The organism is Paenibacillus cellulosilyticus (genome assembly GCF_003182255.1).
GTDB classification, from domain to species: Bacteria; Bacillota; Bacilli; order Paenibacillales; family Paenibacillaceae; genus Paenibacillus_T; species Paenibacillus_T cellulosilyticus.
Genome location: NZ_QGTQ01000020.1, coordinates 15,754 through 42,728, shown reverse-complemented (window position 1 = coordinate 42,728; position 26,975 = coordinate 15,754). Strand labels below are relative to the sequence as shown.

The 26,975-nt window shown below is 50.4% G+C and carries 23 protein-coding genes; 5 read left to right on the top strand and 18 right to left on the bottom strand.

Going from position 1 to position 26,975, the window contains the following annotated elements:
• Positions 1 to 4: 4 nt before the first annotated feature.
• Both DFQ01_RS20730 and DFQ01_RS20725 read left to right on the top strand, forming a co-directional pair.
• Positions 5 to 1,828 carry a sensor histidine kinase gene (locus DFQ01_RS20730; RefSeq protein ID WP_110045826.1) on the top strand — a complete coding sequence of 608 codons (1,824 nt, stop codon included), beginning with the start codon at positions 5 to 7 and terminating at the stop codon, positions 1,826 to 1,828.
• Positions 1,825 to 3,462, top strand: coding sequence for a helix-turn-helix domain-containing protein (locus DFQ01_RS20725; RefSeq protein WP_110045825.1), 1,638 nt, complete (start codon positions 1,825 to 1,827; stop codon positions 3,460 to 3,462). Before DFQ01_RS20730 ends, DFQ01_RS20725 begins: the two co-directional genes overlap by 4 nt.
• Positions 3,463 to 3,733: 271 nt before the next feature.
• On the opposite strand, the gene DFQ01_RS20720 is transcribed toward DFQ01_RS20725, so the two are convergent.
• Both DFQ01_RS20720 and trmL read right to left on the bottom strand, forming a co-directional pair.
• Positions 3,734 to 3,982 carry an AbrB/MazE/SpoVT family DNA-binding domain-containing protein gene (locus DFQ01_RS20720; RefSeq protein ID WP_110045824.1) on the bottom strand — a complete coding sequence of 83 codons (249 nt, stop codon included), beginning with the start codon at positions 3,980 to 3,982 and terminating at the stop codon, positions 3,734 to 3,736.
• Positions 3,983 to 4,129: 147 nt separating this feature from the next.
• Complete coding sequence (gene trmL / locus DFQ01_RS20715) at positions 4,130 to 4,600, bottom strand: tRNA (uridine(34)/cytosine(34)/5-carboxymethylaminomethyluridine(34)-2'-O)-methyltransferase TrmL (protein ID WP_110045823.1); 471 nt, start codon at positions 4,598 to 4,600, stop codon at positions 4,130 to 4,132.
• Between the two features lie 210 nt (positions 4,601 to 4,810).
• Between trmL and DFQ01_RS20710 the strand changes: the two genes are divergently transcribed.
• Positions 4,811 to 5,545 carry a response regulator transcription factor gene (locus DFQ01_RS20710; protein WP_110045822.1) on the top strand — a complete coding sequence of 245 codons (735 nt, stop codon included), beginning with the start codon at positions 4,811 to 4,813 and terminating at the stop codon, positions 5,543 to 5,545.
• Positions 5,546 to 5,629: 84 nt separating this feature from the next.
• On the opposite strand, the gene serC is transcribed toward DFQ01_RS20710, so the two are convergent.
• The 12 genes from serC to liaF form a co-directional block, all read right to left on the bottom strand.
• Entirely contained in the window at positions 5,630 to 6,718 is a 1,089-nt protein-coding gene (serC, locus tag DFQ01_RS20705; protein ID WP_110045821.1) for a 3-phosphoserine/phosphohydroxythreonine transaminase, read from the bottom strand.
• Between the two features lie 860 nt (positions 6,719 to 7,578).
• Entirely contained in the window at positions 7,579 to 9,003 is a 1,425-nt protein-coding gene (gene glnA / locus DFQ01_RS20700) for a type I glutamate--ammonia ligase (RefSeq protein ID WP_110045820.1), read from the bottom strand.
• A gap of 260 nt (positions 9,004 to 9,263) precedes the next feature.
• The gene (aroF, locus tag DFQ01_RS20695; RefSeq protein WP_110045819.1) at positions 9,264 to 10,325 is read right to left on the bottom strand and encodes a 3-deoxy-7-phosphoheptulonate synthase; all 1,062 of its coding nucleotides are present in this window, start codon (positions 10,323 to 10,325) and stop codon (positions 9,264 to 9,266) included.
• 356 nt (positions 10,326 to 10,681) lie between these two features.
• Positions 10,682 to 11,245, bottom strand: coding sequence for a DUF2062 domain-containing protein (locus DFQ01_RS20690; protein WP_110045818.1), 564 nt, complete (start codon positions 11,243 to 11,245; stop codon positions 10,682 to 10,684).
• The gene (locus DFQ01_RS20685; RefSeq protein ID WP_110045817.1) at positions 11,245 to 12,198 is read right to left on the bottom strand and encodes a 4-hydroxy-3-methylbut-2-enyl diphosphate reductase; all 954 of its coding nucleotides are present in this window, start codon (positions 12,196 to 12,198) and stop codon (positions 11,245 to 11,247) included. The genes DFQ01_RS20690 and DFQ01_RS20685 overlap by 1 nt, the downstream gene beginning before the upstream one ends.
• A 30-nt stretch (positions 12,199 to 12,228) precedes the next feature.
• Positions 12,229 to 13,728, bottom strand: coding sequence for a sensor histidine kinase (locus DFQ01_RS20680; protein WP_110045816.1), 1,500 nt, complete (start codon positions 13,726 to 13,728; stop codon positions 12,229 to 12,231).
• A 4-nt stretch (positions 13,729 to 13,732) separates the two neighbouring features.
• Positions 13,733 to 14,422, bottom strand: coding sequence for a response regulator transcription factor (locus DFQ01_RS20675; protein WP_174812795.1), 690 nt, complete (start codon positions 14,420 to 14,422; stop codon positions 13,733 to 13,735).
• 71 nt (positions 14,423 to 14,493) lie between these two features.
• The gene (locus DFQ01_RS20670; protein ID WP_245946813.1) at positions 14,494 to 16,269 is read right to left on the bottom strand and encodes a S1C family serine protease; all 1,776 of its coding nucleotides are present in this window, start codon (positions 16,267 to 16,269) and stop codon (positions 14,494 to 14,496) included.
• A 134-nt stretch (positions 16,270 to 16,403) separates the two neighbouring features.
• Complete coding sequence (locus DFQ01_RS20665) at positions 16,404 to 16,817, bottom strand: YugN family protein (protein ID WP_110045813.1); 414 nt, start codon at positions 16,815 to 16,817, stop codon at positions 16,404 to 16,406.
• A gap of 116 nt (positions 16,818 to 16,933) precedes the next feature.
• A complete protein-coding gene (locus DFQ01_RS20660) occupies positions 16,934 to 17,596 on the bottom strand; it encodes a response regulator (protein WP_110045812.1) in 663 nt (220 codons plus the stop codon).
• Positions 17,597 to 17,600: 4 nt separating this feature from the next.
• A complete protein-coding gene (locus tag DFQ01_RS20655; RefSeq protein WP_110045811.1) occupies positions 17,601 to 18,635 on the bottom strand; it encodes a sensor histidine kinase in 1,035 nt (344 codons plus the stop codon).
• Positions 18,636 to 18,641: 6 nt separating this feature from the next.
• Complete coding sequence (gene liaF, locus DFQ01_RS20650) at positions 18,642 to 19,727, bottom strand: cell wall-active antibiotics response protein LiaF (RefSeq protein WP_219993706.1); 1,086 nt, start codon at positions 19,725 to 19,727, stop codon at positions 18,642 to 18,644.
• A gap of 378 nt (positions 19,728 to 20,105) precedes the next feature.
• Here liaF and DFQ01_RS20645 point away from each other — a divergent pair, with 378 nt between their 5' ends.
• Positions 20,106 to 21,401, top strand: a complete 1,296-nt coding sequence (locus DFQ01_RS20645) for an ammonium transporter (RefSeq protein WP_110045810.1) — start codon at positions 20,106 to 20,108, stop codon at positions 21,399 to 21,401.
• 57 nt (positions 21,402 to 21,458) lie between these two features.
• Here the strand turns inward: DFQ01_RS20645 and DFQ01_RS20640 are convergent, their stop codons facing one another.
• The gene (locus DFQ01_RS20640; RefSeq protein ID WP_245946812.1) at positions 21,459 to 21,830 is read right to left on the bottom strand and encodes a hypothetical protein; all 372 of its coding nucleotides are present in this window, start codon (positions 21,828 to 21,830) and stop codon (positions 21,459 to 21,461) included.
• A 220-nt stretch (positions 21,831 to 22,050) separates the two neighbouring features.
• Between DFQ01_RS20640 and DFQ01_RS20635 the strand changes: the two genes are divergently transcribed.
• Entirely contained in the window at positions 22,051 to 22,500 is a 450-nt protein-coding gene (locus DFQ01_RS20635; protein ID WP_110045809.1) for an Lrp/AsnC family transcriptional regulator, read from the top strand.
• 134 nt (positions 22,501 to 22,634) lie between these two features.
• On the opposite strand, the gene DFQ01_RS20630 is transcribed toward DFQ01_RS20635, so the two are convergent.
• The 3 genes from DFQ01_RS20630 to ytxC form a co-directional block, all read right to left on the bottom strand.
• Positions 22,635 to 23,192: a 3D domain-containing protein gene (locus DFQ01_RS20630; protein ID WP_281272031.1), complete on the bottom strand. Its 558-nt coding sequence runs from the start codon at positions 23,190 to 23,192 to the stop codon at positions 22,635 to 22,637.
• A gap of 127 nt (positions 23,193 to 23,319) precedes the next feature.
• Entirely contained in the window at positions 23,320 to 25,257 is a 1,938-nt protein-coding gene (gene thrS, locus DFQ01_RS20625) for a threonine--tRNA ligase (RefSeq protein ID WP_110045808.1), read from the bottom strand.
• Positions 25,258 to 25,800: 543 nt separating this feature from the next.
• Complete coding sequence (ytxC, locus tag DFQ01_RS20620) at positions 25,801 to 26,715, bottom strand: putative sporulation protein YtxC (protein WP_110045807.1); 915 nt, start codon at positions 26,713 to 26,715, stop codon at positions 25,801 to 25,803.
• Between the last annotated feature and the right edge of the window lie 260 nt (positions 26,716 to 26,975).

Sequence of the window (26,975 nt, the reverse complement as noted above, 5' to 3'; positions counted from 1 at the left end):
TTGAATGCGGTTACACGCCCTGCGCCGCAGTCTGCGCGCCAAGCTGGTCATCTTCCTGCTGCTTGCGATCACCCTGCCGTTGACTGCTTCCATTATCATTACGAACCTGCGAACATCCTCCATCGTAACCGACGACAAGGTGAAAACCGCAGCGAATTTGCTGTATCAGGGCAAGACGAATCTCGAGCATTACATGACGACGGTGACGCAGGCTTCACTGCTTGTTTACAACGGAACGACAGGCGGCGGCGACACGCTGTATCGCATCCTTGAACAGGGCCGCGAGGACTACTTGTCCGAGCAGGAAATATATACAAGCCTTCAATCCATCGCTGTCGCTGTGAAGGAAGTGCATCAAGTCTACCTGCATGCAGCGAAGGCAGGACGCGGATACGTTATTGTCGGCGGCAACAAAAAGAAAACCGATCAGCCGCAGCCCAGCAATGCGTATCTGCTGGAGCAGGTGAGCGTAGCTCCCGTGTTCGAGCCCACCCATAAAAGCGGTGATTACGGCATTCTGCAGCCGCCTTATTCCGTTAGCAAGCGTGTCGTTTCGATTCATCGCAAAATCATTGCAATTCCATCCGACGTACAGATCGGAACACTGTCCATTGATATTAATACATCGATCATCGACGCCATCTGCCAGCAGCTCTATGACAATACGAAAGAACAGCTGTACCTGCTGTCCAAGGACGGCACGGTTGTTTATGGTCCAACCTCCGCTGAGATTGGCTTGAGCTGGCAGGATACAACCGGCAAGGAGCTTCTTCGGACGATCAAGGGAAGCGGATCCTCGGTCGCAAACAGCGATACGTTCCGCGGCGTTTATGTATATGATCAGTTAGAATTGAACGGTCTCGACTGGACGCTCGTTAAGCTTATTCCGAACTCGACGCTGCAAGCCGGCACACGCCAGGTTACGATGGTGAATACGGTCGTCTTAACCATCTCGGCCATTATCGTTGCGATCGTGGCGGTGCTTATCTCCTTCTGGATTACGTCGCCAATTCGCAAGCTGACCGAATATGCAAACCGAATTCAATCCGGCGAGCTCGACATCGATATCCGTCTCAATCGAACCGACGAGATCGGCGCACTTGCACGCCGCTTCCGACTCATGATGGAGACGATCAACAACCTCGTCCTGCGCGAGTATCGACTGGAGATCGCGAATAAGACCAATGAGCTGAAGGCGCTGCAAGCGCAGGTTCAGCCGCATTTTCTATACAACGCTTTGCAGATGATCGGAACCTCAGCCCTTCAAAGCGGCGCACCTGGCGTATATCAGCTCGTCATGCTGCTCGGCAAGCTGATGCGCTATTCCATGAGTGGTTCAAACAAGCCTGTAGCGCTGGCGCAGGAGATTGAACATACGACGGCATACCTGGAGCTGCAGCAGCAGCGGTTCGGCGATAAGCTGCAGTATACGATTGATATGGCACCGGGTACGGGGATACTTCCCGTTCCACGCATGATTTTACAGCCACTCGCAGAAAATGTGTTTAAGCACGCCTTCGATCCTGCAGGCGGTGTCCTGCGCGTAACCGTTCAAGCCTTGCGCCGTGATGAGCAGCTGCTCATCAGCGTTGAGAATGACGGGCCTCCAATCCCAGACAGCCGATTGGATGAGCTCCGAACGCTGATCCATCAACAATCGGAGCGCAGCGATCAAGAGCATATTGGCTTGTCCAATGTATTGTCGCGGCTGCGGCTCAATTGCGGTGAAGAAGCAAGCATGACACTCGAAGGTGGCGCAGGCGGCGGACTACGTATCACGCTGCATGTGCCGATTCGGCAGGATTCGAATGAGGAGGTGCAGCTATGATTGTCCTGATCGTTGATGATGAGCAGCATGCGCGCGAGGCCGCGAAGCTGCTTGTCCCGTGGGAGCAGCTCGGTGTAACCGAACTGCTCGAAGCCGAGAATGGCGCAGAAGCACAAGTCATGATTGCTCAGAAGCATCCCGCTATTATCGTTACGGATATGCATATGCCGCTGAGCGATGGGATGCAGCTTATCGAATGGGTCAGCGACAATGAGCCCGATGCCAAACTGATCGTGATTAGCGGTTATAACGATTTTAAGTATGTCCGCCACACGCTCAAGCACGGCGGAATCGATTATTTGCTTAAGCCGATTGATCCCGCGCAGCTGCTCACCGCCGTTCACCGGGCAATCGAGCTTCGGCAGCAAGAGGAACAAGAACGGATCAAGAAGATCGAGCAAGGCATTACGATGAATCAGTACAAGCCTGTGTACCGTGATTATTTGTTCGGCCAGCTCATTGCGCCCAAGCATAGCGAGACAGAGGCGATTATTCGGCAGCTGGCGGATCAGTTTCCGAAGATCGCCAGCGCATCAGAATGCCGAGCTGCCTTGTTCCCGCTCCATGCAGTGATGCACAAGCTGCTCCGGCGATTTGGCGGCGATCGCGATTTAGCCGTCTTCGCCCTGCAGAACGTGCTGAACGATTTCATTGTGAACGAATGGTGCAATGGCTGTGCTTTCCGCTCCCCTTCTGATCCCGAGGAGCTTATCGTGCTCTTCTGGCAGCAGGATAACAACGGTCAATGCTGTGAAGGATGTACGGAACAACTCGTTCAGGCGCTGCGGAACACATTCGATATGCCCTTTTACGCTGGATTGAGCCGTGTATTGCCCTTCCCGCAAAGTGCTGCAGATGCAGTTGAATCTGCAAGACGAGGCTGTCTAAGCCGCAATCTGTTGGCGGATGGCGGCACAGCTGTCTGGAGCGAAGCTTCTGCTGCCGCACAAGCGCAGGAAGCCGCGGCCTCTCCGCTGCCGGACCTGACAACGCTTGCTGAGCCGATCCGGCTTGCGCTGCTCGGTCGAGACGAGCCTTCACTGCGTGCCACACTAGAACCTTGGTTCCGTGCAGCAAGCAAGTTGACTGTCATCAGCCCGCTTCAAGTGGAGCGCTGGCAGAAGCAGCTCGACATTGCCGCATCAAGATGGCAGCATCGAGACAATGAAGAGCAGGAGAAATCGCTTGTTCAGCCGTTCTCGCTCCCCTTCATCTATGATGATCACGGCACGCTATCTCTTGAACGAACGAAGCAGCATTGGCTTGAGCGGCTGCTTGAGCATGCGGAAGCGATGGCTCGTCTGCAACGACAGGAACGCAGCGTAATCGCCGATATGATCGAATATATTGAGCGTCACTTGCAGGAGGATCTGTCTCTCCAGCAGCTTGCTGCACGTTTCTTCCTAAGCAGGGAATACGTCTCCCGTCGGTTCCGTCAGGAGACCGGCGTAACGCTGTCCGAATATGTCGAACGGCACCGGATGGAGCATGCAACGAAGCTGCTTGCGAACCGCTCGTATAAGGTTGCAGACATCGCTGAAATAGTCGGATATACGGATGAAAAATATTTTAGCAAAGTGTTCAAGAAGCATACGGGATTGTCGCCGCAGCAATATCGAAAATCCGACTCGTAACAAGTTGTTCACAATTATAATCGTTTTCTTTTTCCAATAGGTTGGTTATAATAAAAACAATAATTGGAGGTGTGCGTGATGTCGATCAAATTTCTTATCGTACTCACTACCATGGTATTGTTCGTCGTAGCAATCCTGACAGCGTCTTACAATGACGATAAAACGAAGGGCTTGTAATTCGACCATAAGTAAACGCAAAATAGCGGCGCAGGGAGCTTCACTCTCCATGCACCGCTATTTTTGTTGATCGCAATAACAACGTTCTCAATTATTATCGACGAAGCTGACTCATCTCCGTTACACATTCTGCACACAGATAACGGTCCTTGAACTCACGTACCTCTTCCATGTTACCGCAGAATACGCATCTTGGACGGTAGCGCTCCAGAATAATATGGTCACCCTGCACCAAAATTTCGACAGGATCTCCCTCGTTCATTGAATACCGTTTACGCAGCGATTTAGGCAGTACAATACGGCCCAATTGGTCAACCTTCCGAACAACACCTGCCGGTTTCATGTTCCTTCACCCCTAATGTCTTCATTCGCAACCAGCTTTGAGAAACCTATGCTTTATTAACTTTCGATGGTTTTCGAGCTTTTCCTTCCCACATCCGTTATTTCTTAAAATCCTGCAATAATTATGACATTCTACCTCTGCTGTAGCTTATTTATCGAACAAACCTGGAAAATCATTCTGCCGAAGCGCTTCATACACAACGATTGCAGCCGAGTTAGCCAGATTGAGCGAACGCACTTTATCCGTCATCGGCATCCGAATGAGCGTATCCGGATGATCGTCGAGCAGCTGCTGCGGAAGCCCTTTCGTTTCTTTACCGAAAACAAACAAGTCTCCATCTCGATATTCAAAATCACTGTAGCGATGTGTTGCGCGTGTACTTGCCATGAAGAAGCGGTGTCCTTGGAACCGTTCCTTCACTTCGTCAAAGCTGTCGTAATACGTCAAATTTACAGCATACCAATAATCCAGACCCGCGCGCTTCAGCGTCGCGTCGTCCGTACGAAAGCCAAGCGGCCGAACCAGATGCAGATGCGTCCCCGTCGCAGCGCAGGTTCTAGCGATATTGCCTGTATTTGCCGGAATCTCCGGCTCAACTAATACGATATGGAATGGCATTGGGAATTTTGTCCCCTTTCACTATTTTTGAACTACTTCTATTTGTTTACAATTTATGAGTAACATTTTTACATCCGCTTAACGTTACCATAATGCTGCGCGTACGGTACTGCCTCATAATGAAGCAACATAACCGATCATTCATCGATGTTTTTCGTTAACCAATGAATTGTTACCGCTAAATATATCTGTAAGAAGGAGCCTTAGCCGATGACCAAGAAGAAAATCCTGATCGTCGATGACGAACCATCCATCTCGATGCTTATTGAGTTCAATCTGAAGCTGGCAGGTTACGATGTACGCTGCGTTCACGACGGAGAAGCCGTTTTCGAACTGCTGAAGCCATTCCGTCCTGATCTCATCGTTCTCGACCTGATGCTGCCTAAGATGGACGGTATCCAAGTATGCCGTGAGCTTCGTCGTCAAAATAATGCAGTGCCCATCATTATGCTCACTGCTCTGCAGGACGTTACAGACAAAATCGCCGGCCTCGACAATGGCGCGGATGATTATATGACGAAGCCGTTCAGCCCGCAAGAGCTTATCTCACGCATTCAAGCGATCTTTCGCCGCACGCAGTCACTCCCAGGCGCAGGCGAGCCTGTCGTCTACGAATACGGCCGGTTGACCGTTCTGCCTGAGCAGCGTGAAGTGCGCATCGACGGCAAAGCGATCGAGCTGACGCCAAAAGAATTCGAGCTGCTGCTGTTCCTGTGCCGCCATCGCGGTAAAGTGCTCAGCCGCCAACAGCTGCTGCATGGCGTATGGGATTATCATTTCCTCGGCGACACGCGTATCGTTGACGTTCATGTCAGCCACCTTCGTGACAAGATCGAGCGTAATGCGCGCAGCCCGGAATACATTATTACGATTCGCAATGTCGGCTATAAGCTGACAGGACCGCAAGCAGCCGAACCACCTTCACCTACGCAAGCAACGATCTAGCCTATGCATGACAGAAGACCGCCCTCTTCCCCCGGTTGGGAGAAAAGGGCGGTTGTTGTCGTTCTATTAGAAGCTTGCGGACGCTTAGCCGTGGCGCTTCTGGAATTCAGCCATAAATTGCACGAGTGCTTGGCAGCTTTCGAGTGGAACCGCGTTGTATGTCGAAGCGCGGAGACCGCCTACGCTGCGGTGGCCTTTGAGACCAACAAAGCCTTCTGCTTCCGATTCCTTCGCGAACAGCTTCTCGAGCTCTTCGGATTGGAGACGGAACGTGAGATTCATAATCGAACGGCTCTCTGGTTGCGCGAATCCGCGGTAGAAGCCGCCGCTGTTATCGATTGCGTTATAGATAAGGTTCGTTTTGTCGCGGTTGTATTGCTCCATTGCAGCAACGCCGCCTTTTTCCTTCAGCCATTTCAGTACCAGGCTAACCATGTATACCGAGAACGAAGGAGGCGTGTTGTACAACGAATCGTTCTTCGCATGCGTGTCGTAACGAAGCATCGTAGGGATCGTTTTAGGGCTGTCTTGTGCAAGATCTTCACGGAGAATAACAATCGTTACACCCGATGGACCAAGGTTCTTCTGAGCGCCTGCGTAGATCATGCCGAATTTCGACACGTCAACCGGACGGCACAGAATATCACTCGACATATCCGCGATCAGTGGCACATTGCCCGAATCAGGATACGATTGATACTGCGTACCTTCGATCGTTTCGTTCGACGTCACGTGCAGGTAAGCTGCGTTCTCTGGCAGAACCAGCGACGATACGTCTGGGATACGGTTGAATTTGTCCGCTTCCGACGATGCCACGATAGCCGTCTCGCCGAACAGTTTCGCTTCTTTATATGCTTTTTCCGCCCAGCTGCCCGTCGCTACATAAGCGCCTGTCGTGCCTGGACGAAGGAAGTTCATTGGAATGGAAGCAAATTGCGTGCTTGCGCCGCCTTGAAGCAGCAGTACTTTGTAATTGTTCGGAATATTGAACAATTCGCGAAGCAGCGATTGCGCCTCATTGTTCACTTGCTCGTACAGCGCGCCGCGGTGGGACATCTCCATAATGGACATGCCTGCTCCATGGTAATCTACGAATTGCTCCTGTGCCTGCTGCAGTACCTCAAGCGGCAGTGCTGCTGGTCCAGCGTTAAAGTTAAATGCGCGTTTCGTCACCGTACACACTCCTGTCATCATTTTCAGAAATGAAAGCCTCTCCCCTGTTTCTCTCCGAGATGAAGCATGTCCGTTTCCGTTTGGATATGGTTATGATAGCAAGTTTAAGCTCATGCATCAAGTGTCTAAAAGTCGAACAAACTATATTATCTTGTAAAAATCATTCGGATTTTAGGATTTCACCCGTCTGATTCCTCCTTGTTGGGAGGAGTTTAAGGGACGCTGCCTCTTTAACCCCGATTTTTCAATTATTCTACCCACCTCTAAATCCTCCCTGCTAGGGAGGACCCCATGGGGCTCCCGCCCCCTGGACCCCGGAAGGTTGTCGTGGGAGAGACGTTGGTGAAGGTATGATAATGCGCGATAGGAGTCGTGTGCCCTTTGGGGCACACCTTTTGTTCGAGTCGATGCTAAGATTACTTGCCATGTTGGCAGAATCGAGTCGGACCTTCGATGAGTTCAGACCCTTGGCAGGATGCAGCTGAGGTTCTGCGCGATAAGAGTCGTGTGCCCTTTGGGGCACACCTTTTGTTCGAGAAATAACTATTGATACGCGAGTTCATGATGTATTCGACCTGTAATGAATCCTACAGACGCTATTTACAGGGTTACGCAGTCTGTTTATTTTTAACGGATCACAGCGACCTTATTTATGGTGAACCTTCGGTTTTCACCTCAAAATGGTGTCAATAACGTCTCTCTGATCCGTTACATGTTAAACATCGATAATATTTCGTATATAACGTCTACTCAGTCCGTTACATTCAGACGAATTTTGCGTTATTTGCCATCAAGACCAAGGTCGTACGCAAAAAGCGGACCCGAGGGTCCGCTTTGATAAACGAATGATTGCAATAAGATTAGCAGCCGAAGTACAGTTCGTACTCGTGTGGATGAATGCGCACTGCTACTGCTTGTGCTTCTTTGCGTTTAACCGATACATAGTTGTCGATGAAATCTTTCGTGAAGACGTTGCCTTCCGTCAGGAACTCATAGTCAGCCTCGAGTGCGTTGAGCGCTTCGTCGAGCGTACCTGGAACGCTGCGGATTTCACGTTTTTCTTCATCCGACAGATGGTAGATGTTTGTGTCGAAAGGACCATAACCAAGTGCCACTGGATCGATTTTACGTTTGATGCCGTCGAGACCTGCAAGCAGCATTGCTGCGAATGCGAGGTAAGGGTTAGCCGTGGAGTCCGGTGTACGGAACTCGATGCGGCAGCCTTTAGGCGTAACAGCAGCGATTGGAATACGAACTGCTGCGGAACGGTTACCTTTGGAGAATACAAGGTTAACTGGTGCTTCATAGCCAGGAACCAGACGTTTGAACGAGTTCGTCGAAGGGTTCGTCAGCGCGATCAGTGCTGGTGCATGGTGCAGAATGCCGCCCATGAAGTTCATAGCAAGCGGGCTCAGGTTCGCATATGCTCCTTTCTCGTAGAACAGCGGGGAATCGCCGTTGAAGATCGACATATGAACATGCATACCGCTGCCGTTGTCGCCGAACAGTGGCTTAGGCATAAACGTTGCTACTTTGCCGTATTGGTGAGCTACGTTGTGAACGATATATTTATATTTCAGCAGGTTGTCAGCTGTTTTCGTCAGCGTGTCGAAGCGGAAGTTGATTTCGCCCGCGCCAGCCGTGGATACTTCGTGGTGATGACGTTCTACACGAAGGCCCGATGCTTGCATTACGCTAACCATTTCGCTGCGAATGTCTTGTTGGGAGTCAACCGGTTGTACTGGCACATAGCCGCCTTTTACAGGCACTTTGAAGCCCAGGTTGCCGCCTTCTTCTTTACGTCCCGTGTTCCAAGCTGCTTCTTCCGAATCAACTTCGAAGTACGATTTATTCATGCCGCTCTCGTAGCGAACATCGTCGAAGATGAAGAACTCGGACTCAGGCGCGAAGAATGCCGCCGTGCCGATTCCTGTCGTTTGAAGGTACTCTTCTGCTTTTTGTGCGATCGAGCGTGGGTCGCGGTCGTAACGATCGCCTTCTGGCGTGTGGATGTTGCTCATTACGATCAGCGTTTTATGAGCTGTGAACGGATCGATGTACGCCGTTTCAGTGTCAGGAATCATTACCATATCTGAGCTTTCAATACCACGGAAACCAGTAATAGAGGAACCGTCAAATGCTACACCATTTACAAAAGTATCAGCGTCTACCTCAGTGGATGGCAGCGTAATGTGGTGAGCGCGGCCTGCAAGGTCAACGAATCGGAAGTCGACGAACTCGATGTTGTTTTCTTTAATTGTATTCAATACGTTTTGAACTGACATGTTAAAATCCTCCCATTTCCGAACATTAAAGTTGGTTTGATCAGTAATCGTTCAAGTTTTCTTTCGTTCCATGTGGCTATTATAAGACCGACAGATTTACATGGTCAATAGTTATGTCAGGTATTTTTTGTACTTATGTAAGGTTTGCTCACAAGTTTTAGCTAAAGTTCACATCTCTGCCACGGTTCTTGCTTAACAAAAAACCGCGAACCCCTTGTCTCATAAGGGTTTCGCGGTTTTGGAAACATATGCCTTGAGTATTATTTGGTCCATGTAGCAAATGCTTCTGCAGGCTCTTTCGTCGTGTCGAATCGCTTCCCAACGATAGGTGCAAGCTTCTCAAGATCTTTGAGCAAGTTTGCGAATTGATCCGGGAAGAGCGACTGTACGCCGTCTCCTGTCATCGAATTATCCGGATCGGTGTGCATTTCGATAATCAAACCGTTCGCTCCGGCTGCAACCGATGCTTTCGACATTGGTTCAACCAATTCTCTGCGGCCAGTACCATGACTTGGGTCCGATATGACCGGAAGATGGCTGAGCGACTGCAATACTGGAATAGCTGACAAGTCTAACGTATTGCGCGTGTAGGTCTCGAACGTTCGGATTCCGCGCTCGCAGAGCATTACGTTCGGATTTCCACCGGCGAGAATGTACTCGGCTGCATTCAGGAATTCATCGTACGTAGCGCTGAAGCCGCGTTTCAGAAGAACAGGCTTGTTAATTGTACCGAGCTTGCGCAGCAGATCGAAGTTCTGCATGTTACGCGTGCCGACTTGCAGGATGTCCGCGTATTCCGCACATACATCTACGTATTCCGGCGTCATGACTTCCGTAATCGTCAGCAGTCCGTGCTTCTTGCCTGCCTCTGCCATCATGATCAGCCCTTCAACGCCAACGCCTTGGAAGCTGTAAGGTCCCGTACGGGGCTTGAAGGCACCGCCGCGAAGCACTTGGCCGCCAGCGTTCTTCACCAGGCGAGCGATCTCATCGATCTGTTCTGGCGACTCAACCGCGCAAGGTCCGCCCATAATGACGAGATTGTCTCCGCCGATTTTTACCCCTTTAATATCGATAACCGTATCTTCCGGATGGAACTCACGGCTAGCAAGCTTGTAGGACTTCGAAATCTTAACGACGTTGTCGACGTCCTTCAGTTGACGCAGATGCTCGCCAAGCGTTGGCTCCGCCTTGCCAATAATACCGATGACTGTACGATCCGTCCCACGTGATACATGCGCTTGCACGCCCGACTTCTCAATAATTTGAACCAGTTCCTGAATTCTTTCTTCCGTAATGTTCGATTTCGTAATGACGATCATCTTCATCTCTCCCTTAATTTATTACGGTAGCTTCCTTGTTTGTGATAGGCAGCAAAAGCTGCATCGGAAGCATCCGCTATTCGCAATCCTGTTTGGACAGGCGTTTTCACACTTCAACGCTTTTATGCTTTTTAACTTTTATGCTTTTAAGCTTTTATGCTTTTAACCGCTAAAGTGAATATACAGCATGCCGCCTCTTTTCGTCAACCACAATCTGAAAAATAATCGGTCCTGTATGTCCTTCGCACTAGAATCTGGCATTACAAGCTGCACTTACCTGATGTTAAGGTTACTGCCATCACTATCTAACAAAAAAAGCTGCAACCAAATGCGAACATTGGTTACAGCCTTTTCTTCTATTGTTCGGTTACAGACTTAGGCGCTGGCGTTTCGCTGCCCCGCTTCAGTTTCCGGTTTCTCCGTCTACGCTCTGTGAAGAACCCAATACCGTACTTCACAGGGAAATAGAACAAAATGCCGAGTATGATCCCGTTAATGGATCCACCGACGATCAACTTCAAGTTGATCGCAATGAATCTGTTAACGAAATGCGGCAAGAACGGAATATGGACCCTCAGATGATCTGGAAGAATCCAGCTGCCAATCATTCCGCTGATGAACGCAATCGGAATGAAAATAATTTTGCCAACGACGAAACCAACCAGCGCTCCTGCCATACTGGCACGCAGCAGATAAACGAGCGGGAACATCAGGAAGAACGCAAGGCCAAAGGTAGGCAGCGTAATCATCTCGATGGCGATCCCAATCGAAAATCCGAGTGCGACAATGGACGGTCCGCCTGGTGCACGCATCAGCATAATGAACTTATGGCGAATCCAGCGTTTCAAATGCAGCGGCTTGCGTGCGCGACGGCCCTCAACGGAGCCGCCCTTCTGCGCACGACGATTCGCGGCACTCATTAGGCACCTGCCGTTTTCGTGCGAATCGTAGGAAGAAGCTTATTCATATTGATCGTACGCCGCTTCTCCCATGTAGATGGATCATTCGAATCGAATTGCTCGATAAATGCAATAACTTCCTTCGTAATTGGCGTCGGCGTCGAAGCGCCGGATGTAACCGCAACACGCTCCAAGCCTTTGAGCCATTCGATGTCCAGTTCGCCAAGATCGGCAATACGGAACGCTTTGACGCCTGCGATTTCTTCCGAAACTTGAGCCAAACGGTTGGAGTTATTGCTGCGGGGATCCCCGACAACGATAACAAGCTGCGCTTGATCAGCCTGACCGGCAACTGCCTCTTGGCGCACCTGTGTCGCAAGGCAAATCTCGTTATGGACTTCCGCATGCGGGAACTTCTCCTGCAGCTTCGCAATAATGACGCGGATATCCCACTGTGACATCGTCGTCTGGTTCGTGATAAGCAGCCGCTCATTCGTGAAATTCAGCTTCTCAATGTCCGCTTCTTTCTCGATCAAATGAACATGCTCCGGCGCAATGCCAATAGCACCCTCCGGCTCCGGATGACCACCTTTACCAATATAAATGATTTCAAAACCTTCTGCCGTCTTCGTCCGGATCAGGTCATGCGTCTTCGTAACGTCAGGGCATGTTGCATCCACAACGGTCAGCCCTTTGTCTGCAGCGCGCTTCCTTACTTCAGGCGATACGCCATGTGCTGTAAATATAACCGTCCCTTGTTCGATCTGCTCCAATATCTCCAGACGATTCGGGCCGTCAAGCGTAATAACGCCCTCCTGCTTGAACGCTTCCGTAACATGTGCGTTATGAACTATCATGCCTAGTATGTGAATAGGTCTAGGAAGATCCTGATTTTTGGCGGTTTGCAACGCAAGCACCATTGCATCAACGACGCCATAGCAGTACCCGCGGGGTGATATTTTGACTACTTCCATACTCCAGCACCTGCTTTCTGCCGAAACCCGCTAGTTTGGTCGGCGATCCATTCCCTCCATTATAACCGAATCAGCGTGTCGAGAAAAGGCGACCGGTAACCATACCGTAAAGGTCGTCCCTTCTCCTTCGCGTGTCTTCACTTCGACAAAGCCGTTATGCTCATCAATAATCCATTTGGCGATCGACAATCCGAGGCCCGTTCCCGCTGTTTTACCTCGCGAGACGTCTGCACGATAGAACCGCTCGAATATTTTGGGTACCTCTTCACGATTCATACCTATGCCTGTATCGCGTATAATAATGCCCGCTCGATCCTCACGACTTACCGCACTTATCTCAACAGTACCGCTAGGCGTGTATTTGAATGCATTCTCGATAAAAATGAACAGCAGCTGACGCAAGTAATCCGCACTGCCGTATACCTGCACCCCTTCAAGTGCAGAGAAACCATTAATGATCCATTCTGCGTTACGGGGCAAATGCTGTGCGCGTCTGCACACATCCTCTACGATTGGAAGCAAGTCTTGATTGGATTTCTCCATGACAAAGCCCGCATCCGCGCGTGCAAGCGAGAGCAGATCATTGACGAGTCGGCTCATGCGAATCGCTTCTTCCGATATGTCTCGCATCGCTTCTCTGGACATTTCTTCGCGTGCCGCTTCCACTTCGCTAAGTGCCGGCGACAAATTGTCGCCGTCGACCATAGGCCGCCACATTTTCTCCAGCAGCTCGATATTGCCGCGAATGGTCGTAAGCGGCGTCCGAAGTTCATGCGAAGCATCCGAAACGAATCGGCGCTGCGAATTATAGGCATCATCCAGCTCGTTGTACGCTGTCTGCAATCGCTCTAGCATGCCATTAAGTGTATCTGTCAGCCGTCCGATTTCATCATTCGGCGTTTCTCTCGGGATTCGGTAGCTTAAATCTGAGCCCGTCTCGATTTTGCGTGAAGCTCGAATGACGTTCTCGATTGGCCTTAATGCTTGACGTGCAAAAAATAATCCTGTAGTGAATGCGATCAGCACTGCTGCTAGCGAAGCTATAATTAGAATCGTACGTAGATCGTAAAGATAGTCCGCCTGGCTGCCTGTGAAAGCGCCAATCTGAACAACCCACACATTGTTGTTGCTATCAAGAAGCGAGAGCTCGCAAAGCATGAATGGATAACCCTTCACCTTCACAGTGCGATAGACAAGCTCCTTCTCAGCCGTCTTATCCGGCATCGGGAAACTTAACTGTCTCGCAGTCATATTAGATGTTTTGTCGAAAATATACCCGCCTGTCTTATTGACCACTTGCACATATAATTCACTCTGAATGGAGGTATTCGTTAATTCATTAAGGTAAATCCGACCATCCCAAGCCCCTCTGCTCTCCGCAATCAACTGCTTGGCCCCATCCTGCAGCCGATTTTTTACCTCACCATACGAATTCACATACGTAATAAAGTAAATGGCACCGCCGAGCAGCATGAGCGTCACCGTTAGCAGTCCAGAGTACCATAATGTGAGCCGAAGTCGAATCGACATGTTGTCAGCCGCCTTCCCCACGGAGTACATAGCCCGTACCGCGAACAGTCTGAATGATCCGTTTCTCCGACCCAGTCTCCGTCTTCTGCCTCAACATGGCAATGTAGACCTCAAGCACGTTGGACTCACCGCTATAGTCGTAGCCCCAAATTTTGTCCATGATCGAATCTCTCGTCAATACGCGGCGTGGATTTTGCATGAACAGATGAAGCAGATCGAATTCCTTCGCCGTCAGCTCAATCCGTCTGCCACTTCGGAGTGCCTCACGAGAATCGAGATCAAGCGTCAAATCTTCAAATTGGAGACGGTTGTCCGACTCCTGCTTGTCCGGCTTGCGGCGCAGCAGCGCGCGCACACGCGCAAGCAGCTCCTCCAGCGCGAACGGTTTAATGAGATAATCGTCTGCACCAAGATCAAGACCTTTCACCCGATCTTGAATGTCGTCTTTCGCCGTCAGCATAAGAACCGGGACACTGCTTCCCGCTTCACGGACGCGTCTGCACACTTCCCAGCCGTCCATGATAGGCATCATTACATCCAGAATCAGCAGATCCGGGTCTTCCTGCTGCAGCAGCTTCAAGCCGCTTTGGCCATCATTAGCGATGTTCACTTCATAGCCCTCGAAGGCTAAGCTGCGGCGCAGCAAAGAAGTTATTTTCTCATCATCATCCACGACAAAAATACGTTGTCTCATCGTCATCCGCTCCCGTTACAGTAGAAAAACGCAGGCGGTTATTCGCCGGCCTGCGTTCGTCATTATCATTATTATTGTTGTTGTTGCTGTTGTTGTTCCGTCGAGAATTGGTTCTTGTCGCCGATCGTGACCGTCAGTTCGATCTTCTTGCCATCGCGGATAACGTTAAGTACCACTTTGTCACCGACTGCATGGCTTTGGATCACTTCGACAAGTTTATCCGACGTTGCATAGCTCTTGCCATCTACACCTGTAATGACGTCATATTGGCGAACATCGGCCAGATAAGCTGGCGATTTATAGTATACACCAGTTACGAGGACGCCGTCAGTAGTATCAAGGCCAAGCTGTTTCGCATATTGAGCCGTCAGATTCGCAAGCTCGATACCGATGAAAGGTACCGGCGCTTTCGGAATCTCTTGATTGTTCTTCAAGCTGTCGACGACTTCTTTAATCGTGCTTGTCGGAATCGCAAAGCCGATACCTTGTGCTTGCGAGCTTACTGCTGTGTTGATACCAACAACTTCACCTTGCAAGTTGAGCAGCGGACCACCGGAGTTACCAGGGTTAATCGAAGCATCCGTCTGCAGAAGGTGCTTATAATTACGCGTTCCATTATCGTCTTGAATATCGATCGGGCGCTCTTTCGCACTCAGAATACCGGTCGTTACCGTGTGATCGAAGCCATATGGGTTGCCGATTGCAACGACCCAGTCGCCGATGTTGATGTCATCGGAGCTGCCAAGCGCTAACGTTGGGAACGCCTGCGTGCCTTCAACCTTCAATACAGCCAAGTCGAGATCGTAGCTCGAGCCCAGCAGTTTCGCCGTGAATGGCTTATCGTAGCCTTGAACCGTAACTTGGATTTCATCGGAATCCGCGATTACGTGCTGGTTCGTCAGGATATAGCCACTTTCATCGAAGAAGAATCCGGTACCGATACCTGCTGGCGTCAACTCGCTCTGACTGCTGTCGTCTTGTTGATTGTTGCTTTGTCCTTGCGAGTCATCCCCGAAAAATTGACGGAAGAATGGATCATCGAACATACCGTTGCCCGTAGAGCTTGAACGCTGCTGCTGCTTCACATACGTCTCGATTTTTACAACAGCTGGGCTTGCCTGTTCGAAAATTTTCGCGATATTGTTTGGTCTCACGACATCAGCTGCGTTCGATACACCGGCACCGGAATTGTCTGCGCTTGCCGAAGCCGTTACCGCGCTACCCGAGCTGCCGCCCAGTGCTGCCGATCCGTTATTCGTGAACCAGTTGTTCGTATCTGCTGCATACATGAGTGCGCCGATCGTAATGACACCAGCCAGATAAGCGGCGAGTATGCCTCTCATGCGGCCGCGGCGTTTCTCTTTCATCTTCCAGCCGCCGCGTGGTTGAGCTGCTGCGGATACCGGCGCCAGACGCAGATGCTGCGGCTGCTCGATTGTTGCGTATTCCACTTGTTCTTGCGCTGGCGATTCTTCGAATTCATCTTCCCCTTGCTGCGCATTCGAAGATTGATAGTCTTGGTTAACCGTACGTTCTTCCGTGTGGTCACCAGCTTCTGGCTGCTGACGGAAGCTATTATAGCGACCATCCTGGGAGCCTGGCTTGTAAGGACCATAGGAGTAATAGTAGGTTGATTTATTGGAATTAGGATCGCCATTCGCGTTGCCATCCTGATCGTATTCATCCTCGTGTTGATTCGCTGAGTAGTGGTCGTCTGCCTTTGCCTCACTGCTCTTCTCACCTTCTGGCTTGTTTTCGAAAAACTCATCAAAAGGATTTTTTTTGTTCTGATCGTCCACTTTTCTTCCCCTCCACATCGTTAACTGCCGTTTCGTTATCTCTATCATGCACATTCTACCTTAAAACAAACTTAAAAAGAATTAAAACGATCATGAAATACTAACGATAAATAACAAAAAACCTCTTCTACAACAGCCGAAACACGATCGGACTGGATGAAAGAGGTTTATACTAGTCTATTTTATGAAAGCAGCTGACGCTCCGCTTCTGAGAGAGCTTGCTTCGCTTTGTCGATCCATTTCGGATCGATATGCGCATCAGGATCGGTTGGCGATTGGAATTGATCGAATAAACTTCCAACGACGCGTACGGAAGCCTCTTCGTCGTTTCCTTCTTTATAGAGATGTCTCAAAACATAGGGCTGACCAATTCGTATCGTTGCATTGTTGTCCGCCCGTTCACTGTCGATCGACCCCGCCGTCGCGACAAAAGGCAGCCGAATCCACACTTTGTGCTCATCATCCAGGCTGCGGTCGAATGAACCACGGTCATATTCCCAGTTGCCGCCAAGCGTGAACTGCGCACTACTCAGCTTTTCCTTCGCTTCAGCGAATTCATATTCTTTGGCTTCGATATCGGAATGGAGCGTAATCATGGTTTGTATCCCCTTTAGACTGCATTACGGCTTCGAACAGCCGTAATTGCTCGCTATTGATAGCACTAGCGTTCCCAGCCCTTACAGGGATTATGCCCGATGGAAGCCTCGGAAGATTATGACTGAGGCTTCGCCCATCCTTTGCGATGCGTATAGACAGCAAGCTGTGTCCGATCCTCAAGCTCGCATTTCATCAGAAGATTGCTTACGTGCGTCTTTACCGTTTTGACACTAATATGAAGCTCTTCGGCAATCTCCTTATTGGACATGCCGTCCGCGATCAGCAGAAGCACTTCCTTCTCCCGATCCGTCAATCCTTCGTCCGCGCCTTGAGCAGAGCGTTGGCGCAGCCCACGTGTCAATGCCTGGGATACATCTCCGGTCATAACCGGCATTCCCTTGGCAGCACCCATCAAGGCGTAAATAAGCTCCTCGGCCGATACCGTCTTCAATACATAGCTGACAGCTCCTGCTTCAACCGCAGCAAGTACTTTATCATCCTCTAGAAAGCTCGTAAGCATGACGATCTTCAGCTCGGGATAAAGCTTCATCATCGCTTCCGTCGTCTGAACGCCGTCCATAACAGGCATCATCAAATCCATCAGCACGAGATCCGGCCGCTTCTCCATGTTCTCCATCTTGGCAAGCGCATCTTTGCCATTGCTCGCTTCCGCTACAACCTCGAATTTGGGCTCCAGCATCAAGTATGTTTTCAGCCCTGCCCGTACCATATCGTGATCATCGACAATCATGATGGAATAATTCGCATTCCCTGACATTCGCTCAACCTCGCTTGTCCGTATATTTCGGAATCGTAACGCGTATCCGCGTTCCTCCGCCTGGCTTGCTGAACAATATAACGTCCCCGCTCAGCTTCTGCGCCCGCTCACGCATCGTCGAGAGTCCATAGGAGCCGACGCGCACTTCACCTGGACGGAAGCCAACGCCATCATCCTGCAGCGTCATCATAATCTGATGCTCCGACTCCGATATGGACAGCACCGCATGCTGTGCATGCGCGTGCTTCACAACGTTCGCCATAGCTTCTTGTATAATTAGGAACAATTGATGCTCCTTCGCTTCCGATATGGAATCTTGTATACGCCAATCCAGCTCGCCTTGCAGTCTATTCTGGCGGCAATAATCCGGAAACCATCTGTCGAGCGCCTGATGAAGCGAACGCCCATCCAGCTCCATTGGCCGCAGCTGCGCAATGAATCCTCGCATTTGCTTCTGGGCGAGCGTCGACATTTCAATAAGTTGTCCCATTACATCGGATGCCCGATCTGGATTGATTTCCAGAAGCTTCGGCAGCGATGATGCCGACATATGTATGGCAAACAGCTGCTGGCTAACCGTATCGTGAAGGTCTCGTGCCAGACGCTTGCGCTCCTCCAGGACAGCTTCTTCATTAGAAGCTTTCTCGCGCATAACCTGCTCTTCACCTGCGAGCTGTGCCACCTTCAGACGTTCCTCAACCGCAGCTGCCATCTCATTGAACTCTACATGCACCGCTTCGAACGATCTTGCACCGCTAAGGGGCATCCGAATCGCCCAATTCCCGTTATTTGCTTGTTTAAGCGCAATAAGCAGCGCGTCGATCCGCCGCTGGATCGTCTGCGCGGTCCAATAACCAAAGCATGCGCTCACGAGCAGCAATACGAGGATGACGCACAAGCCGAATTCGATCGGCGGCATGTCACCCTCGTAGACGAGCCACTCCCACAACGCATATACACTCCCGGCTGACAGCAGTGCAGAGACGGAGAACATCGCAATAATCTCGAGCTTACCGCTCCGCAGCAATCGAACCATCATCGTGAATCACCCAACCTTCGTAACCCGCACATCACCGATAAACGTGCTGCACACCAGCTTAATTTTTTTATCCGTATCCTTATAGGCCGGCGTCTCGACATCCATGCTGCGGAACAATCGGCTGTCGCGCATATCAAGCACACGAGCATCACCAATGAATGCACTGGACACCACATGAATGCCTACCTCGTAATCATTCGGCAAATAAATCTTCACATCGCCAATGAACGAAGAAATCGTAATGCGCGTCTCACCAAATGGAATGTGCGCCTTCGTCAGGTCAATGACCGTATCGCCGATAAAATGAGAGATGTTGAGCGGCTTCAGCTCCCAATGATCGTGACCGATATGAATATCGCCAATGAACCCGGATCGGTTCTGCACGCTCGGATCATTCTCCCACCACTCTACCCGTTCCCACGGATTCGAATGCTGGCGATGCCTTTGAATTTTCTCTTCGATTCTGTCTCGGCGCATCTGAAGCTTCTCTCGACGTTCTTCAAGCTTCTCCCGACGCATCTGATGCTTCATCTCGATATGCTGCTCATGCTTCGACAGATTCGGACGAAACGGAGGCGTTGGCGGAACAGGCGGCTGCATAGGAGCTGCTGGCGGCTCTGCATGATTAGCGGAATCGCCTGAAGCCGCTGTTGGATCAGGATGCAGCGGTGGTGCAGGCGGCACATAGCCTCCTGGACGATAAGCCTGCCAATCATCCCGATGCTCATGGTTCTGATGGCGATGCTTCGAACTGCCTCTCGGACGGAACACCATATTCAGTCCGAACAGAATGAGCACGACCGGCCCGATGAACCGGATCATATCGCCGATTGACCAGTCGAACCAATCGAGACTGCGGCCTAAGAAAATGAAGCCGACCGTAATGAGGACACATGCACCAAAAGCATTGCCTCCATGGCGCGCAGTTAGCAAATTATTCAATCCTGCGACGATAAGTATAACCGGCCAGAATGTGGAAACGATATCACCGATGTCAAGCGAAACGATGCCGAGCTGATTTAACAGAAAGCCCGCTCCTATGGCAACGATGAATAACCCCCACAAGATACGGCTTGCATAATGACGATTCATCCTAGTCAACTCCTAATTGTGCCTTGTCTGCCACTTAAGAATTTATAAGCTGCTGATCATCGAGATCCGTTGCCCAAATTCTTATTGGCGATATAAACCCACCTCTAAGCGTGGTTAATCGTCTGCAAATGCTCGATAGTGGTTTTCTTTACAAGTTCATTATATCGAAAGAACCAGCTAGCTTTAACCGTCAATTGATTGAATCTGGTATCCGTCTAGAGACCGAGCTGTACTGTTTTTCGTGCGGTTTAAAAGTTGTGTTATATATTGTGACATATTGCGTTGACATAGTTAACTTCGCCTCCTTATAATGAAGGACGACTGGCGATTTTACGACTATTTTTCGACGTTATCTGCATACGTCTTAGGAGTGAGTGAATGAATGTAGCTACGCTATCACAAGGACTGGATACGATTTGGCTCGTCCTTACCGCAGCGATGATTTTGCTGATGGAAGGCGGCTTTGCTTTACTAGAGGCTGGCTTCGTCCGGCAGAAAAATGCAGTCAGTATCATTATGAAAGTATTCGCTGATATTACGTTTGGAGCTCTCGTTTATTTTGCAATCGGTTTCGCGCTTATGCATGGCAAAGATCTAGGCGGCTGGATCGGCACAACCGGCTTCTTCATGCGCGGCAACTTAGAACATATCTCACTGAATGTATCGATGGACACATTCTGGCTGTTCCAATCTGCGTTCGTTATTGCCGTTATCTCTATTGTATCAGGCGCAGTAGCCGAACGGATTAATTTCAGCGCATATTTATTGTATGCAATTGCCATGACGGGCATTATCTATCCCATCGCAGGCCATTGGATTTGGGGCGGCGGCTGGCTGGCTTCGCTTGGCATGATTGACTTCGCAGGCTCTGCTGTCATTCACGGCTTAGGCGGCTTCGCTGCATTGGCTGCAGCTATCTTCATCGGCCCGCGAATCGGTAAGTTTACGCCTGATGGACAAGCGAACATCGTTCCTCCGTCTAACCTTCCGCTCGCATCCGTCGGCGCCTTCATCCTGTGGTTCGGGTGGTTCGGCTTTAACTCCGGCAGTACGCTTAGTGCAACGAACAGCTCCATCGGTCATATCGCGGTTACGACGATGCTGTCTGCAGCAGCCGGCGGTGCCGTCTCGATCTTGTTCACCATGCTTCGTTACAAGAAAGCCGATCCCCCGATGGTCATTAACGGGGCGCTGGCAGGACTTGTTGGCATAACGGCAGGTTGTGCATTCGTTACAGACGCTGCAGCCATCTTGATTGGTGTCATATGCGGTATCGTCATGATTCTCGTCTCCGAGCTGCTTGAAGGTTTACAAATCGACGATCCTGTCGGCGCGTTCGCCGTACACGGTGTCAGCGGCAGCATCGGAACTTTAGCACTTGGATTGTTCGCGACAAAAGATCTCACCGCTGCAACTGGACAAGGCTACTATGGTCTCTTCTACGGCGGAGGCTGGCAGCTTCTCGGCATTCAATTCGTCGGTCTACTCGCCATTGCGATCTGGGGCTTCGTGCTCACATGGCTGGCTCTGAAGCTGATTAATCGTTTCGTCCGCGTTCGCGTCAGTCGTGACGAAGAATTGGTCGGACTAGATGTCGGCATTCATGGTGTCCCTGCATACAGCCAGGCGCATGATTTTCTAGACATTAATGAACTGAAACAGAACGATCGATAATATGACAAAAAGAAACGCCCTGACTGATCATCACCGATCAGGTACAGGGCGTTTTAGTTAACGAAAAGAATCAAGCTCCGACAGCTTAGATGATTCTGGCGCTGAGCTATCGCGCAATGCACGGGCACGCTCGATCTCTTGTCGAAGTAAACGCGCACGCTCCATTGGCTGCTTAATGTAGTGAATGTATTCAACGGCCAGGTGATGTGCCGGCTTCCTGCCAGACAGCAGCTTCCGCAGCGAAGACATCGATTGGTACGCACGCTCTTCTTTCAACCGGCGTTTCTCGTAACGACTGACCATCTGCTCAATCTCTGCGATTTCTTCTTCTTTCTTGGCAATGTACGCTTCCAGGAATGGAACAACATCAGCCGGTTTATGCGGCATTCTTAAACGATCTTCATTCGTTATAATCATCGGATCAGCCACAATTCATCACCATACTTTGCATCATGTAATAAAATATAACATGCAATCAATAATCTCATTGTACATGAACGATTCGAATTTGAACACCCCCAAATCGACGAAAATTTGTGAACAGATTGCGAGGGAAAGGAACACTTTGTATTTTTCACTCGTCAATCTATTTCCAAACGACCGCTTTTATGTTATGTTTTATTACATATAAAAGGAGAGGTGACGGCTTATGGTGCTTCCTCACTTGGACGAAATCGATCAACGCATTGTCAATCTGCTGCTGGAGAACGGTCGATTGCCATATGCGAAGATCGGTGAATCGCTATGTCTGTCCCGTGTTGCCATACAGAAGCGGGTAGAATCGCTCATCGAAGACGGCATTATCGAACATTTCACGATCCGCGTTAATGTCGCAAAGCTAGGCAAGCCTGTCGCCGTCTATTTCGAGATTGTCGTTGAACCGCGCTTAGCGGAGCAGATCGGCTATCAATTGGCGGAGCTGCCTGACGTCATAAACATTTATCAAATGACAGGGCCAAGCACACTTCATATGCAGGCCCATCTCAGAGATGAAGAAGAGCTGGAGAAATTTCTGTATGAGAAAATATTCGCGCTCGAAGGTGTCGTCAGTGTTGATACGCAGCTTGTCATCCGAAACTTTAAGCCGACAGGCATATAAGATTCTGCAGCCTCTTGGCCCCTCAGCTTGCAAGCACATCGCTGCCGTACAAAACAAAAACAAGCATCCTCGTACCGTCATTTGCGGTACAGGGATGCTTGTTTCATTTTATTAAGCAGCCAGATGGTTATGCATTAAGATTCGAGATACGACTGCGGAATGGAGCGATTCACCGTAAGCGCCTCGTTGACTGAATTGAGCCATGCCTGCGACAGCTTGCCATTACCTCTCTTCAACACTCGCACTTGAACCTTACGCTTGCCCCACTGCTCGTAAACTTGCTTAATGGTGTCGAAGTATAAATCGATTCGCTTGCCTTTAATCGCCGAACCCGTATCCGCTACGACGGCGTAGCCGTAATCCGGGATGTAGAGCAGCGTGCCGATTGGAAACACCTTCGGGTCGGCTGCAATCGTCGACAGCCTGCCTCGTTTCACTTTCACGCCTGAATACGTAATTCCGTACTGCGGGTGCCCTGGACGTTTGCCGGTCGACTCCACGCCAGCCGTATATCCAGTCGCTATAACCTCAATTGTTGCAATCACGTTCCCGTCCGGTATAACGGGGGCTGCCTCAGCTGCAGCAGATACGGCTGGCCGCCCATCAGCGATTTCTGCTTCGTACATAAGCACGGACAGGCCAATGAGCGCACTAACACAGCTCCTCTGCAGCATAGGTAAGCTTGATAACATACGTTAACTCCTTACATCAGGATCTTTGAACGGAGTTCAAAATCACTCCGCTGCTCCATCAGGATCTTTGAACGGAGTTCAAAGTCACACCGCTCCTGAGTAGGAGGTTGCCCCGTCTTTCGGAAAGCTATACCGTTTTTGCTGCAATTTCTCCAGTCAGCATTTCAATCAGCTCAGCGACCGACTTCACGCCGATGTCGCCTTCGCCGCGTTTGCGTACCGATACCGTGCCAGCTTGCGCTTCGTTATCGCCAACGATGAGCATGTATGGCATCTTCTCGAGCTGCGCTTCACGGATTTTGTAACCCAGCTTCTCGTTGCGAAGATCGGACTCTGCACGGACGCCTGCTGCAAGGAGCTGCTCTTCCACTTGGCGCGCATATTCGTCATATGCGGACGATACTGGAATGATGCGTGCATGCGTTGGCGACAGCCAGAGCGGCAGTGCGCCTGCGAAGTTCTCGATCAGGTAAGCCGTCATACGCTCCATCGTGCTGATAATACCGCGGTGGATAACGACTGGACGGTGCTTCTTGCCGTCATCACCGACATACTCAAGCTCGAAGCGCTCAGGCAGCAGGAAGTCCAGCTGTGCCGTCGACAGCGTCTCTTCTTTGCCAAGTGCCGTCTTGATCTGTACGTCGAGCTTCGGTCCGTAGAACGCCGCTTCGCCTTCTGCTTCGAAGAACGGCAGGTTCAGCTCCTCTACAACCTCGCGCAGCATGCGCTGCGACATTTCCCACATGTTGTCGTCTGGGAAGTACTTCTCCGTATCCTGCGGGTCGCGGTACGACAGACGGAAGCGGTATTCCTTGATGCCGAAGTCAGCATACACTTGGCGAATCAGGTTGATGACGCGAGCGAATTCTTCCTTGATTTGATCCGGACGCGCGAAAATATGAGCGTCGTTCAGCGTCATCGCACGAACGCGGTGGAGACCCGTCAGGGCACCGGACATTTCGTAGCGGTGCATCGTACCGAGCTCGGCTACGCGGATCGGCAGATCGCGGTAGCTGCGCATGTCGCTTTTGTAAACCATCATATGGTGCGGGCAGTTCATTGGACGAAGGACAAGTTCTTCGTTATCCAATGCCATGAGCGGGAACATGTCCTCGGAGTAGTGCTCCCAGTGACCCGAGATTTTGTACAGTTCAACGTTAGCCAATACTGGCGTATAAACGTGCTGGTAGCCCAGACGCTCTTCAAGGTCAACGATGTAGCGTTCCATCGTACGGCGAACACGAGCGCCGTTCGGCAGCCAGAGCGGCAGGCCTTGGCCAACCTCTTTGGAGAACGTGAACATTTTCAACTCTTTACCAAGCTTACGGTGGTCACGTTTCTTCGCTTCTTCCAGGAAGTGCAGATGCTCGTCCAGCTGCGCTTGTTTCGGAAATGCCGTTCCGTAAATGCGCTGCAGCATTTTGTTCTTCGAATCGCCGCGCCAGTATGCGCCTGCAATGCTGAGCAGCTTGAACGCTTTGATGCGGCCCGTCGACGGAAGATGCGGTCCACGGCAAAGGTCGAAGAACTCGCCTTGGTCATAGATCGTCAACTGAACGTCTTCTGGCAGGTCACGAATCAGCTCCAGTTTGAGCGGGTCGCCCAGCTCCGTGAACGTCGCAATCGCTTCATCACGGCTTACTGCACGACGGCGGATCGGCAGGTCTTCCTTAATGATCTTCGCCATTTCTTTCTCGATTTTCACGAGGTCTTCCGGCGTCAGCGACTGCTCCAGATCGATATCATAGTAGAAGCCATCCTCGATGACTGGACCGATACCGAGCTTAACCGCCGTATTGCCATACAGACGCTTGATCGCTTGTGCCATCAAGTGAGCCGTACTATGACGGTACACTTCCACACCGTCTGCCGAGTCGAGCGTTACGATCTCGACTTTAGCATCCTCGTTAAGCGGCGTGTAGATATCGACTACTTTACCGTTAATTTTGCCAGCAACCGCGTTTTTCTGAAGCCCCTTGCTGATGGAGGCTGCAACATCATCAATTGTTGCGCCAGCCTCGTATTCCCGGACGGCTCCGTCCGGCAGCGTAACTTGAATCGCCATCGTTCATTCTCCTTTGTGATTCGACTAGTTCCTTTAATTAGGTTGGTGTCGATAATAATGTAAGCAGCGGCTAGCGTACTTCTTCTGTTGGCAAAATAAAAAGCAGGCCCCACCTTAAACGGCGAAGTGCGTTTCATTACAGGAAAATATAAGCCTACGTATGCAAAAACCATATGGTCTTATATTCGGACACAATGTCCAGACAACAAAAAAAGCACGCGTCCCCGCAAAGGGACGAGTGCTTGTATACTCGTGGTTCCACCCTCATTCGAATGCAATCATCTGCATTCCTCATGACATCCGATAACGGGGACGTTCCGTTACAGCTTACACACCGTCTGCTTCCTTATGAAGCATTAGGATTCAACCGTAAAGCTCTGAAGGGGTATATTCTCCGCTGCCTCGGAAGAAGCTTGCAGCCTAAGGCTTCTCTCTCTGAACCGTGCATATTCGGCGAATCATTGGCTTCATCGACGCTGATCACGTTAATTAAACGTACTGTACCCCATTATACAATTGCCGCCTTGGACGGTCAATAGGACATCAAATCCTGTTCTCGAACGAAGCGTGACAGGATACACAGCCAACACAAACGGATACGCGAAGCCCAAAAATGGATTCGATTGTCCGAATAATTTGGAGCTCTGGCTGCCGCGTATGAATGACGATCTGCTTCGGCGCGATCGTCACAAGCGTGCTGATCACCATGTCCTCCACATTCATCTCATACTCCACCATCTCGGCAACGATCCGATCGACCGGCTTATGCTCAAGTGGCTGAAGCCGTTCATCACATACGATGAACTCATGGCCTGTTTTGTGCAGCAGATTAACCAGCGGAAGCTTTGGCTCCTGAAGGTCTACAAAATATCGAAGCAGCGAGATGAATTCCTGATACTGTTTATCCATAACAAACTCATCCACTGCATATTCCGCCGCATCGCGCAGCTCATTCCAATACGTCTGGAGCCGGAATGTTACAAAGCCAATCAGATTAAGCTCTGTATTGTCCTGAAGGAACAGCTCCAGCTCGTCCGTTACCTTCTGCTTCCTACGCTTTCGATCTGCTTCGCCGAACGGATCACGTTCCGCCGGATCAGATTGAATAGAGCCAAGCATCTCGAGGCAAAAGCGCACAATCGTCGCAAGCTCCTCTTCTCGCTCGATCCGGTATTGCTTGCGAATAATGGAAGTCAGCAACTGCTCTTCCAGCTCCGATACGATGTATTCGGCAAGCGCGGCTGCAGTGCTTCGATACAAAGGCGGGCCATGCTCAACCAAGTGAAACTCAGGGACTGTATCGATCCTGCCCGTTAACCGATTCGACTCGTTATTCCATTCGAGCCGCGGCGTAACAGGAAAGTTATGTAGCTGTGTATACTCTTGAACCAGTAAATCATGCAGTTTCTGGCGCTGACTTGATTCAGCGTCGTGCAAGGATATGGAAAAAAGCTCCATGCGCTCACCCCTTTCCTTCCTTTAAAGTATATGCCGCAGGCTCACGTATATACGAGGAGCAAATTGGGATGTGGAATTGGGATGAGGGTTGGCTTGGGGTGCTAAGCTAGTGTGGTTAAGTTAGGAATGATCAAAAACTGAACAGATAATGGGCTGGTGCAGTCACTACACAGACGAATGTTCTTCCGATCGCTGTTGTCCTCGGATTGTTCTGATCTTATGAATTCAGAAGTTGTAACAATCCGAGTGACAAAGGCGAC